Source organism: Photorhabdus hainanensis (assembly GCF_018448965.1).
GTDB classification, from domain to species: domain Bacteria; phylum Pseudomonadota; class Gammaproteobacteria; order Enterobacterales; family Enterobacteriaceae; genus Photorhabdus; species Photorhabdus akhurstii.
This window is the reverse complement of the sequence record NZ_RCWD01000021.1, coordinates 57,589-69,815: the sequence shown is the minus strand read 5'-3', so window position 1 is coordinate 69,815 and position 12,227 is coordinate 57,589. Positions and strand designations below refer to the sequence as shown.

10 protein-coding genes are annotated in these 12,227 nt (G+C 42.0%); 6 read left to right on the top strand and 4 right to left on the bottom strand.

Annotated features, from left to right (window positions below; all coding sequences use genetic code 11):
• Positions 1–178: 178 nt before the first annotated feature.
• Positions 179–1,426, bottom strand: a complete 1,248-nt coding sequence (gene frsA, locus EAE92_RS14065; protein ID WP_214068528.1) for an esterase FrsA — start codon at positions 1,424–1,426, stop codon at positions 179–181.
• A gap of 14 nt (positions 1,427–1,440) precedes the next feature.
• Complete coding sequence (gene gpt / locus EAE92_RS14060; protein ID WP_036776832.1) at positions 1,441–1,902, bottom strand: xanthine phosphoribosyltransferase; 462 nt, start codon at positions 1,900–1,902, stop codon at positions 1,441–1,443.
• Positions 1,903–2,126: 224 nt separating this feature from the next.
• On the opposite strand from gpt, the gene pepD reads away from it, so the two are divergent.
• A complete protein-coding gene (pepD, locus tag EAE92_RS14055; protein WP_214068527.1) occupies positions 2,127–3,605 on the top strand; it encodes a beta-Ala-His dipeptidase in 1,479 nt (492 codons plus the stop codon).
• Positions 3,606–3,641: 36 nt separating this feature from the next.
• On the opposite strand, the gene dinB is transcribed toward pepD, so the two are convergent.
• Positions 3,642–4,697, bottom strand: a complete 1,056-nt coding sequence (dinB, locus tag EAE92_RS14050; protein WP_214068526.1) for a DNA polymerase IV — start codon at positions 4,695–4,697, stop codon at positions 3,642–3,644.
• 208 nt (positions 4,698–4,905) lie between these two features.
• Here dinB and EAE92_RS14045 point away from each other — a divergent pair, with 208 nt between their 5' ends.
• The 5 genes from EAE92_RS14045 (at position 4,906) to EAE92_RS14025 (ending at position 9,837) form a co-directional block, all read left to right on the top strand.
• Positions 4,906–7,206 carry a TonB-dependent hemoglobin/transferrin/lactoferrin family receptor gene (locus tag EAE92_RS14045; RefSeq protein ID WP_246545212.1) on the top strand — a complete coding sequence of 767 codons (2,301 nt, stop codon included), beginning with the start codon at positions 4,906–4,908 and terminating at the stop codon, positions 7,204–7,206.
• A gap of 369 nt (positions 7,207–7,575) precedes the next feature.
• On the top strand, positions 7,576–7,773 hold the full coding sequence (locus EAE92_RS14040; protein WP_214068524.1) for a hypothetical protein: 198 nt from the start codon (positions 7,576–7,578) through the stop codon (positions 7,771–7,773).
• Between the two features lies 1 nt (position 7,774).
• A complete protein-coding gene (locus EAE92_RS14035; protein WP_036814139.1) occupies positions 7,775–8,413 on the top strand; it encodes a LysE family translocator in 639 nt (212 codons plus the stop codon).
• A gap of 197 nt (positions 8,414–8,610) precedes the next feature.
• Positions 8,611–8,859 (top strand): sigma-70 family RNA polymerase sigma factor, encoded by a 249-nt coding sequence (locus EAE92_RS14030; RefSeq protein ID WP_246545215.1) that lies wholly within the window; start codon positions 8,611–8,613, stop codon positions 8,857–8,859.
• Positions 8,860–8,961: 102 nt separating this feature from the next.
• On the top strand, positions 8,962–9,837 hold the full coding sequence (locus EAE92_RS14025) for a glycerophosphodiester phosphodiesterase family protein (protein WP_214068523.1): 876 nt from the start codon (positions 8,962–8,964) through the stop codon (positions 9,835–9,837).
• Positions 9,838–9,996: 159 nt separating this feature from the next.
• Here EAE92_RS14025 and EAE92_RS14020 read toward each other — a convergent pair whose 3' ends face one another.
• Complete coding sequence (locus EAE92_RS14020; RefSeq protein WP_214068522.1) at positions 9,997–11,922, bottom strand: sigma 54-interacting transcriptional regulator; 1,926 nt, start codon at positions 11,920–11,922, stop codon at positions 9,997–9,999.
• Between the last annotated feature and the right edge of the window lie 305 nt (positions 11,923–12,227).

The following is a 12,227-nucleotide window of genomic DNA, read 5'->3' as shown; positions in this document are numbered from 1 at the left end:
TTTAAATTAAAAAAACAGTGTTCAGTTTTAACAGGAGAGAAGCGTTATGCCAACAGGCATAATGCTAAATTGAAAAAATAGGAGCTTAGAACAAATCTATGCGGTAGACTTCATCCGAAAACACATGAAATCTTTATAAAATAAAGCAGTTAACAATCAACAAGTAATGGGAATTTCACTAACAGATTTTATTTTTCAACCATTGACTAATCTCCCGTAACGCCTTATTGAAACTGTTATAAACAGGCGTTGTCGGAATAGCCAGTAATTTACTATCCATTGATGACATTGCTATCAGCTTAGACTCTTCTTTCGGGCTGAAAATATCATTCTGCCAGTAACCCACTAGCATAGGAACGGAACAACGCCGACCTAGCAAACCTTGTTTTTTAAGAGAGTAACAACCTAGTTCGAGGCGAAATGCATTTTCATCCACATTATAGATACCCAATCTGCTAGCAAACATATCAAGGTGCATCGAAGGTGAATTTTGTTGACGCTCAACGCTATTGAGCCACTCATGAACAATAGCGCCAAGAGTCGCAACGCCCTTGATACGTTTAGATTCCAGATAGGCCAACCGGACGGCAATATTGGCGCCAAAGCGAAAACCAAAGAGGCCAATTCTGGTGTGGTCAATCCAGGGAATTTCATCCAATTGATGGATTATTTGTTGATGGAGAATACAGGTATCCTGTGTCAGCTTAAGACGTGAAGAGTAACCAATCGAGGGCATATCCACAGTCAACATCGCAAACCCAAGAGGCGCCAGATAATCACGGAATAGCCGATAATAATCACTTTGCAAATTATCCAAACTGCCGCAAACCAAAATAGTTGGAGAAGGTCTTTGCAGTTGCTGAGGCAGATGAAGGAAACCGGTCACACAACCACCTTCCTTGAGTTTGAACTCGATTTTCCTCAACTGATAGTCAGAACAACGAGCCGCATTTTCATAGGCTTTATTGGCTAAAATAACGGCCTGCTGAGACAACTCATCACCCTTAAGATGGGGATAACCGGCGATGCTATACAAATTAGCCGCTTTCAACCAGAAATCGCCGGCTTCCGGGATCTGCTCTGCCTGCAACGCTTTCTGTTGCCACAACATCGCCTGATGTGACCACTCAAAAACCCAGTTACCTTTACGATAACCAATCACAGTATCCAGTAAATGATCATCACTGCGCTGCGCGTTTGTCATGGCAATCCGGCACAACACTTCTTCTATTTCAAACGGATCAATTCCTCGCCAAATCCACATCAGCCGGTTAATCATACGATACCAACTACCATGACTATTACCATCCAACGTACTGTAATTACCTGCAATTAACCGAGGATGGCGATGCTTTACCAGCGTGGAAGTTTCCTGATGTTTTTGCCTTGGCTTAAAAAGTGATTCTGAAAGGTTTTGGTTTGCCATAACAAATGCTGACGTTATTTACCTTCACAAATTGGCGGAACGAACGCCACACCCATATCCCAAGGTTGTTCTATCCAAGTATCTTGAGGAATATCAACAATATAATCATCAACCAGAGGTCGGCCCGCCGGCTTTGCAAAGATAGTCACAAAATGGGCTTTGGGATACATTTCACGGATGGCTTGAGCGGTTCCTCCAGTATCAACCAAATCATCCACAACGATGAAACCTTCACCATCGCCTTCCGCTTTTTTCAGAACATGTAGTTCACGTTGATTATTATGGTCATAGCTGGAAATACAGACTGTATCTACATGACGAATACCCAATTCACGCGCTAAAAGCGCTCCGGGTACAAGACCACCGCGACTCACGGCAATGATGCCTTTCCACTGTTCGACAGGGAGTAAACGTTGCGCCAATTTGCGGGCATGTATTTGCAACATATCCCAGGTTACGACATATTTTTCGCTCATAAAAATCGATCCCGACAACTTAAGAATACTTTAGAAAAGCACCTCGCAAAAAAAGTTGCGCGAATTATAGTGACTTAGGTCGGTAAAAACTAGCGGAAACAGGGAATCGATGAATCGTATTATTCTTAACAAAAGTAAAGTGGTATTCTGAACCCAATAACATCATGGCGTTAAGCGCTCATCATATAGAAACTTAATTGAGATGCAGTCATAGGAGATTAGTCGTGTCAGAACTATCACAATCAGAGCTATCACAATTATCCCCTCAACCTCTATGGGACATCTTTGCCAAAATCTGCTCTATTCCTCACCCTTCTTACCATGAAGAAGCCTTGGCAACCCATATCGTTCAATGGGCGCAAGAAAAAGGGTTGCATGTTGAACGTGATCAAGTCGGCAATATTCTGATCAGAAAGCCCGCCAGTAAAGGCTTAGAAAATCGTAAAGCGGTTGTTCTGCAAGCACATCTTGATATGGTGCCGCAGAAAAACAACGATACAGCGCACGATTTCACTAAAGATCCTATCCGCCCTTATATCGATGGTGAATGGGTTACTGCCCAGGGAACAACATTGGGGGCTGATAATGGTATTGGCCTGGCATCAGCGTTGGCTGTACTGGCTGATGACAATGTAAAACATGGCCCGCTAGAAGTTTTATTGACCATGACGGAAGAAGCCGGAATGGATGGCGCTTTTGGCCTGCAACCGGGCTGGCTTCAAGCTGATATCTTGATCAATACCGATTCAGAAGAAGAAGGGGAAATCTACATGGGTTGTGCTGGAGGTATCGATTTTACCACCACTTTAGCATTAACTCGTGAAGCTGTTCCGGCTCACTACAAAACACTAAAACTGATCATCAAAGGTCTAAAAGGCGGGCATTCCGGTTGTGATATTCATGTAGGGCTAGGTAATGCCAATAAACTACTGGCACGTTTCCTTGCCGCCCATACTCAGGAATTGGGGCTAAAACTGCTCGATTTCCAGGGCGGTACGCTGCGTAATGCCATTCCTCGTGAAGGCCATGTTATTGTTGCCATCCCTGCCGATAAAGCAACGCAGCTTACCCAATTGAAAGATAAGTACTTGGATATACTGAAAAATGAGTATGCCATCGTTGAGAAAAATCTGACTGTATTACTGGAAGAGGTCGAAACCGACATTCAGGCATTAACTGATGATTGCCAAAACCGTTTTATCGCATTGCTAAACAGTACTCCCAATGGTGTTATCCGTATGAGTGATGTCATCAAAGGTGTGGTAGAAACCTCGCTAAACGTGGGCGTTGTGGCGATGGAACAAGATAAGGTAAATATCATTTGCTTAATCCGTTCGCTTATCGACAGCGGCAAGTCCTATATCATAGGAATGCTCTCTTCGTTGGCTAAACTGTCAAATGCTGAGATTTACGCTAAAGGGGATTATCCCGGCTGGCAGCCAGATGCAAGTTCTCCGGTAATGCATTTAGTACGTGAAACTTATCAACAGTTATTCGATAAAATACCTAATATTATGGTGATCCACGCCGGGCTGGAATGTGGTCTATTCAAGAAACCTTATCCTGATATGGATATGGTATCTATCGGGCCAACCATTACGGGCGCTCACTCTCCTGACGAACAAGTGCATATCAAGAGCGTCGGGCAATATTGGCAACTGCTTACTGCAATTCTGAAAGCCATTCCTGAAAAGGCGGCTTAATCAGCTCTCCCCTGTCTCAATGTGATGGCAGGGGAATTACCACTCAAGCAAAAGTTGCCGCTCAATTTCTGGGTCCTGCAAAGTCACATGCAAACCCACTAAACGAACGCCACGCCCTTCCCGGCGAGATGTCCATGTTTTCTGAGCCAATTGCAGTAAATCCTGCTTATCCAATAGTGGATGAACATGCTCCTGAGTAGTTAGTTGAAAATCATCAAATTTCAGTTTAACCCCCTGACGGGCAATCCGCAGATCCGGTTTAACGTTACTCAACCGTTTTTCTAATTCGAGATATAAACTTTCTATCAGTTCAGTGCACTGTTCCCAATGATGAATATCTCTCGCAAGTGTCCGCTCCACACCAATTGATTTTCGCAGACGATCTGGATTCACCGATCGTTGATCAATACCGTGACAACGATCCCAAAGCACCTGACCAAATTTCCCCAACTGTTTCACCAAAATAATAACGTCATATTTTTGTACATCAGCACAGGTTTCCAGCCCCATATTAGCCAGCCGTTGCACCATGACTTTGCCAACCCCCGGAATTTTCCGCAAAGGTAAAACCTTAACAAAATCAGCCACTCGATCAGGAAGAATGACATATTGTCCATTCGGTTTATTAATATCAGAAGCGATTTTTGCCAAAAATTTCACCGATGCAATACCGGCTGATGCCGTCAATTGTAATTCATCAAAAATGGCTTTACGGATCTCCTGTGCGATAAGCGTGGCAGATCCATAACAATGATCGCTATCAGTGACATCCAGATAAGCTTCATCCAATGACAGAGGCTCTATCCACTCAGTATAACGAGACAATATCTGATGGATATGCCGGGAAACCTCCCTATACAGCGCCATACGCCCCGGAAGAACTTTAAGCTGAGGACAGAGTTTCAGCGCCATTGCAGTAGACATTGCACTACGTACCCCAAAACGACGAGCAAGATAATTAGCGGTACTAATAACACCCCGCTTGTCTGCGCTGCCGCCCACAGCAATAGGAATATGACGAAGTGACGGATCATCACGCATTTCAATAGCTGCGTAGAAACAATCCAAATCAATATGAACAATCTTTCGCATTCTGCTTTAGCCTATCAATAATGACTGTATAAACATACATAAAAATAGACTCAAGAGCAATCTAGCAACAACTTTGAAAATATCTTGAGCAATAAAATAATTAATTAATACCGTTATTAACTTTTCCCTGCCCGATTCCTTGCGTTAAGTGACCTATCCTGTAAGTGCGACTTTTCTATTTAACGACATTCCAAGGATGCTTATAACAATGAAAAATAGCGGGAAACCACAAAAAACCTCAGCTACAGCGGCTACACAGCCAATTAATCGCACCCTTCATTATGCTTTATCGAGCATAATTATGCTGAGTACTGGCCTGCCAGGTTATCTGGCGGCGCAGGAAAATGAAGAGCAAAAAGCAAAAGAAAAACCGGAAAAATCAGAGAAAGTCATAACGCTTTCTACACTTTCTGTTATTGGCGGGTTGAATAACAGCGTCAGTGCTGGAAGTTCGGTATTGAAAAAAGAGGATATTGAACGTACCCAGGCAGATAATATTGCCGAGCTGCTCGATCAACTTCCCGGCGTTTCCATGTCAGGATCGCCTCGTCCGGGCGGCCAAACTCTGAATATCTGGGGAATGGGTGATACCGAAGACGTTAAAGTCACCTTGGATGACGCGCCGAAAGGCTTCGAGAAATATCGCCAAGGTTCTATCTTTATTGAACCCGAATTAATCAAACGAGTCGATGTCGATAAAGGCCCACATAATCTACTTGATGGTAATGGCGGATTTGGCGGAACAGTTAAAATTGTCACCAAAGATGCCGGTGATTTGTTACGCCCGGGAGAAGATTTTGGCGGATTGCTGAAATACAGTTATCACACCAATGACCGCCAAAATATTTATAGCAGCGCAGTTTATGGCCGGACAATAGAAGGCTTCGCTGACGGCCTGTTATATATGAGCAAACGAGATGGCGGCAATATTAAACGACCGGATGGCACCCGCTTTGTATTCTCTAAAAGTGATCAGGCATCCTATTTACTGAAAACGAATTTTTACCTGAACGATGCTAATACATTGACACTTTCCGCGATGCGTTCTGATTCTGATGGCTGGCAGCCGTGGGCAGCAAAACGTGATGAAATAGCCGTTCCGTCAGAATCCGACGTTGAAAAATATGGTTGGAATGAAGCCTGGCGCCGGAAGTTGGTTTATCGTGATCAAACAGACCAAAATTACACAGCTAAATGGAATATTGCACCGGAAGATAATCCATTACTTAATCTGACAGCAACTTATGCTTATTCCAAAACAGAACAGCATGATAAACGCTCTAAAAAAGCCCACAGCGGTTTTCTTGGCTCATTAGGAAATGAAAGCTGGATCGACTATGTGGATAACCTAGTAGATATAAATAATGAAAGTACTTATATAACCGGACCGATAGAACACACATTATTAGCTGGAGTTCGTTGGCATAAAAATCAACGTAAAACCCTTATTCACGATAAGAGTAAAGACAAAAACCCTGATTATAACTACGGCTATTTTCAACCAAGCTATATGCCATCTGGCGAGCAAAAAACGAATAGTTTCTATTTGCAGGATACAATGGTTATCGGCAGCGTTACTGTAATACCCGGTGTTCGCTATGACCATATCACCAATATTGGCAAACCCAATATCGCTGCAATCTACAATGATAACTCGCCAAATGTAGGTCATGATTATCGCAATGTCACCTATACCGGCTGGTCTCCTCATTTTGGCATCATGTGGAAAACAACACAAAACCTGTCGCTATTTTCAGATATCAGCCGGACATGGCGCGCTCCGTTGGTGGATGAACAGTATGAAATGCAATATGCCAAGGCAAGTGTCACTGCCACCAGCCGTAACTTAAATGTAGAAAGAATAACTGGTTTACGCTTCGGTGCGATTCTGAATTTCAATAGCCTGCTGGCGGACCAAGATAGTTTGCAAATCCGTACGACTTTATTCCGTAATAGAGGCAAGGATGAAATATTTACCCGTCGCGGAATAGTATGTAAATCACCGGATTGCGGAAAGCCTTTATCCAACTACCGTAATTTACCGGGATATACCATTCAAGGATTGGAAATCGAGACTTTCTACGACAGCAATTCCTTGTTCGGAAAACTTTCTTATTCGACTATCCGTGGTCAGAGAGATGCTTCACCTCGCGATCCTTGGGGTAATAAAACCTGGATTGCGGAAATTCCCCCCACCTCCGCCCGCGCCATGTTAGGCGTAAAAATCCCTCAATGGCAAATGGCAATAGGCTGGACCGGAGATTTTATCCGTAAACAAGACAGATCGCCTAAAGATGGAGATCCAATGGCAACACTCTGGTCAATACCCAAAAGCAAAGGTTATGCACTGCATGGTTTATTCGCCAGTTGGCAACCTACTTTCTGGCAAGGTCTTGAAGCGCGTGTCACGGTAAATAACCTGTTTAATCGGGATTATTACCCATATCTCAGTGAATCGGTTTCCGGGATTGGGCGTAACATTAAATTCAGCGTCTCGCAGAAGTTCTGATTTCTCACCTGATAGTTCCCTCTGTTTGAGGGAACTCAGACTGTTGATCATTCAGTTCTCCAAGTTTCTTTCTCACCTTGACACTGAAATATCGCAACTGACTATTCTTCTGAAAAATCACACTTATTTAGTTGAATAAATTATTGTCTTTATTTAATAATCATAATTACCTTGATTGATAAAATAGTCATTTCTTTATTGAAGAAGGTATATTGTCGTCAGAATGGATACCTGTTAAATTAAGACTCTTGTTATTTTATCGTATGGTTCATCTTATTTAGTTTTTTATCACATGATTTAATTATCCTTTTAACACACTTATTTATTTTGGCCATTCGAGTAAAGCAATTTGTTCCTAGTGTCTTAGCGATGCAACTGGGTAAAAAAATACTGGGACATGGATTTGATAAATATTTGAATGCCCCGAGCATAGGACGGATTGGAATGGCATTTTATGAGGCAGAAAATGAGCCACCTCGTGTAGCTGATTATTTTGAAAATGTGTTTAAAAACATCAATGACTTGCAGCAACTCTGTTCACCTTATCCGCTGTCATTCTGGAGTTAATATGTTGTATAACTATTGGGGGGAATTTCTAGGACTGGCGGTGATTCATTTTCTGGCAGTGGTAGCACCGGGGCCAGATTTCGCTGTTACCATACGACAAAGTGTGAGGTTTGGTCGCTGGGCTGGGATGTGTACGGCAGTGGGTATCGGAGCGGGAATATCAGTACATGTCATCTATACACTAGTGGGAGTTAGCGCATTAATGCATACCACTCCGTGGTTAATGGAATTAGCAAAACTTGTTGGGGGGACTTACATCATATGGCTCGGTATCAAATTTATCAGGAGTAAACCTACCGATTTGGCTGTCTTAGAAAATGAGGGAATTGTTCAAGCTTCACAGAGTAGATGGAAAGCATTTCTGATGGGGTTTATGACAAACGCCCTTAATCCTAAGGCGACGTTGTTCTTTTTGGCAGTTTTCACGACTGTGGTGAGTAGCAATACACCTATCCCGATACAAATATTTTATGGGGCGTGGATGTGTGTGGTCAATGCGGTATGGTTTGTATTGGTCAGTGTTATTTTTTCTAATGTATTGATTCGTAATAAATTTATACGCAAAGGGTATTGGTTCGAGCGGGTGATGGGACTGGTGCTGATCGGATTTGCTGTTCGGTTATTATTCATGTCTGTTTGAATTTCTCCAAAATAGGGATTGGCAACGAACGTCTCAATACTGGTATATCCTATGAATTTCAAGATGCATTGAGACGGCAAGGAAGCGAATCCCCGGGAACATAGGTAACTATGTGACCGGGGTGAGCGAATGCAGCCAACAAAGGGTAACGGGTATATTACCGCCGAAGAAAGACCGAAGAGAGTTATTTGGAATACATGAACTCGACACCAGAAATGACCATGCCTTCTGCTGAAACCAGAATCGCCACATTTGAACAGCTTGAAAAACTTGAGATCACTCTTGATAAATTGCCAGTTCAAGTAAAAAGCGCTTTTTTGCTGGCACAGCTACAAGGTCTGCGTTATAGCGAAATCGCTGATCAACTTCAGGTTTCTTCCAGTTCAGTAAAGCAGTATTTGCAACGAGCACATAACAAATGTAAAAAAATTCAAATTCTCACTTAAAATTCAAAAAACCATGTTACATTCAAAATTAATTTCATTATTAAATCATTAATAAAGTAAATTATTTCAATTTAACTATAATTGGATGTTATGGAGAAAACGATGCGACACGGAATTACCGCTGCAATCCTACTTTGCTGCTCTGCCAGCACTTTCGCAACAACACCACACATTATCGCCCATCGTGCTGGTACAGGTGATGCACCTGAAAATACCGAATACGCAATTTCCAAATCCTTAGAGAATAAAGCAGATGCTATTTGGATCACTGTTCAGCTTTCAAAGGATGGTATTCCAGTACTCTATCGTCCATCCGATCTAAATAGCCTGACCAATAAAAGTGGACTTGTTTCCGCTTACAAAGCAAGTCAGTTGGCTAAATTTGATGCCGGTTACAAATTTGGCTCTGATGGTCATCATCCATTCCGTAATAAAGGATTAGGTATTCCAACATTAGAACAAGTCTTAAAAAAATACCCGGATACTTTCTTCTATATTGATCTGAAATCACCGGATGCAGATCCAGCACAACAAGCCAAAGCGCTTGAAAAAGTCCTGACCAAACAAAAAGCGCTTACCCGTACCCGTTTCTATTCCACTAATGAGACTTACCTTAACGCATTATCGGCAACAATTCAGCGTTTTGAAAGCCGTGATAAAACCCGCACCATGCTGGCAAATATCACAATGGCTCATCAATGCGATATCCCTGCAAATACCGACACCGCTCGCTGGTATGGTTTGGAAATGCGTCGTAACGTCGAAGTTGTTGAGAAATATACTCTTGGTGAAGCACGTTCCAAATCAGTATTGTCATGGGATAAGGAAGCAATGGAGTGTTTCCGTGCTAATGGCGGAGCTAACATCATTTTATTTGGCATTAAAACTGAGGAAGATTTCAAACAAGCTAAAGAGCTTGGCGCCGATGGCGTGCTGGTGGATTCTCCCAAGCTATTCAGTACCTTCAAAGCAAAATAAGAATTGGAGGTTCCCAGAAAGAAACTCCTCAGTAATCCTTTTGGAGGAACACTTTCCCCCATATAGACAAAACCTTATATAGATAAAACAAGGCAAAACCTGCGTTCTTCTGCGGGTTTTGCCCACTGAATCGCACTCTCCAAGCCCAAGATGAGATTTTTAATAATCAATCTCCAATTTCTTTAAGCGTGAAATCAATGTCGTTGGGTTCATTCCCAATAATTTTGCCGCGCCATCATCGCCAAAAATTTTCCCTTTGCATTGTTGAACAGCAAGAGAGAGATTTTTAATTTCCAAATCTTTCAGTTGCTGCATGGTCAGCACGACTTCAATTTGTTGAAGTTTATTGTGAATATTCTGATGCGTAGTTTCATTTTGCTGTTGATCTTGTTCTAACAAATATCTGAAGGAAACAGTGCCTTGTTTCGCTATAATTAACGCGCGTTCAATGACATTTTGCAATTCACGAATATTGCCAGGCCAGTCATATTGCTGTAGTTCTAAAATATGCCTTTGTGAAAATGGTAGATAATTAATTTTACGCTTGTCACAAATCAACTTAGTAAAATGCGTAACCAAAAGTGGAATATCTTCTTTACGGTCACGTAAAGCGGGTGAATAAATCGGGAATACATTTAAACGGAAATAGAGGTCTTCACGAAAGCGCTTGTGTTTAACTTCTTCTTTTAAATTGCGGTTGGTGGCAGCAATAATCCGCACATTCACATGTCGCGTTTTTTCTTCGCCAACCCGCTCAAAGGTTCCTTCCTGCAATACACGCAGCAGTTTACTTTGTAGTTCGATAGGAATTTCGCCAATTTCATCTAAAAACAGTGTGCCCTGATCTGCCAATTCAAAACGTCCAGCACGGTCACGCACAGCCCCAGTAAATGCGCCTTTGACATGTCCGAAAAATTCACTTTCAAACAGTTCCGAAGGAATGGCGGCACAATTGACTCGAATAAGTGGTTGCTGTTGACGGTGACTGGATTGGTGAATAGCACGAGCAATCAGCTCTTTGCCTGTACCTGATTCACCATAAATCATCACATTGGCATCAGTTGGGGAAACCACCTTGATTTTTTCAATAATCTGTAAAATGGATGCACTACTGCCAATAATTTCATCATATTGATTTTCATGTAAAATTTCCTCTTGCAGATATTCATTTTGCTGTTCAAGCCGGCTTTTTAAATCTTGTAGCTCTTCAAGGGCATGGGTTAATTGCTTTTCGGTATTCAGCCGATCGGTAATATCGCGAAACACCACTACCGCGCCAATAATTTCACCATCACGAATCACCGGAGTACTGGTAAATTCCACCGGAAAGCAACTGCCGTCACGACGCCAAAAAATTTCCTGAACCCCTTCATGCACAATACCGTCATGCACCGCTGCGTAAATCGGGCACTCTTCTTCAGGATAGGGTTCGCCATTTTCATGGGTATGGTGATGAATCTTATGGATATTGTCACTCAATACATCTTCAGGTTGCAGCCCCAACATTTTAGCCCCGACAGGGTTAATAAAAGTACACAAGCCTTGTTTGTTAATACTGTAAATACCGTCACCGACTGAACTCAGCAATAAATGCTTGCCTGTGTCGGAGTCAATAAGTAGCTCTTGTAAGGCTTGCGATTCTTTTAAACCTGTACAAATGGCTTTATCGGTATTTTTATTGAATTGGCGCAATTCTAACTCTTTGACATCCACCAGCGACCATATCAGCAAGGTTTTATTTTTATAGGGCAATGAAACAGAAGTAATATCCAATTGGATTTTTTCACCGTTTTTATCAAAGATATACAGCTCATTGTTCCAAGCCCACCCTTTCGCCAAAGCGCCTTCGGTAAATGCCACAAGATACGGCAGTTGTCTGAAATGACCAAAAATGGAAGTCACCGTTTTTTGAATAATTTCATGACGTTCATATTGTAATAATCGGGTGGCGCTAATATTCACATCAATAAACTGGTTTTGATGTGGGTCCAATACAATTAATGCCTGTGACGTGTGTTCAAATACCAACGGGCGAGTCGAGTCTTCATAAACTACCCAGTCTGAGATAAAGTCAGTCGTATTCATACTATACCCGTCATCTTTCAAGTTGCCTCTTTGTTGGCTGCACTCGCTCACCCCGGTCACATAGTTTGCTATGCTCCCGGGGATTCACTCCCTTGCCGTCGCGATGCATCTTTAAATCCATAGGGTATATGAAGTTTCATAATTTAAGCTATGAAATTTCATAATACTACGAAAAATCCTAATTCCCTAGTGGTTCAATTTATTTCCATGAAAAATATTTTTATAAAAATTAAATGATATTTTTCAATGCGATAAGAATTAATTTCCGATCCAAAATATAACTTGGCACAGCTCTCGCATTAATA

What these genes read in the sequence shown, in the direction of transcription:
- frsA (WP_214068528.1), bottom strand. Translation starts at nt 1,426, where the DNA reads ATGGCAAACCAAAACCTTTCAGAATCACTTTTTAAGCCAAGGCAAAAA.
- gpt (WP_036776832.1), bottom strand. Translation starts at nt 1,902, where the DNA reads ATGAGCGAAAAATATGTCGTAACCTGGGATATGTTGCAAATACATGCC.
- dinB (WP_214068526.1), bottom strand. Translation starts at nt 4,697, where the DNA reads ATGCGAAAGATTGTTCATATTGATTTGGATTGTTTCTACGCAGCTATT.
- EAE92_RS14045 (WP_246545212.1), top strand. Translation starts at nt 4,906, where the DNA reads ATGAAAAATAGCGGGAAACCACAAAAAACCTCAGCTACAGCGGCTACA.
- EAE92_RS14040 (WP_214068524.1), top strand. Translation starts at nt 7,576, where the DNA reads ATGCAACTGGGTAAAAAAATACTGGGACATGGATTTGATAAATATTTG.
- EAE92_RS14035 (WP_036814139.1), top strand. Translation starts at nt 7,775, where the DNA reads ATGTTGTATAACTATTGGGGGGAATTTCTAGGACTGGCGGTGATTCAT.
- EAE92_RS14030 (WP_246545215.1), top strand. Translation starts at nt 8,611, where the DNA reads ATGAACTCGACACCAGAAATGACCATGCCTTCTGCTGAAACCAGAATC.
- EAE92_RS14025 (WP_214068523.1), top strand. Translation starts at nt 8,962, where the DNA reads ATGCGACACGGAATTACCGCTGCAATCCTACTTTGCTGCTCTGCCAGC.
- EAE92_RS14020 (WP_214068522.1), bottom strand. Translation starts at nt 11,922, where the DNA reads ATGAATACGACTGACTTTATCTCAGACTGGGTAGTTTATGAAGACTCG.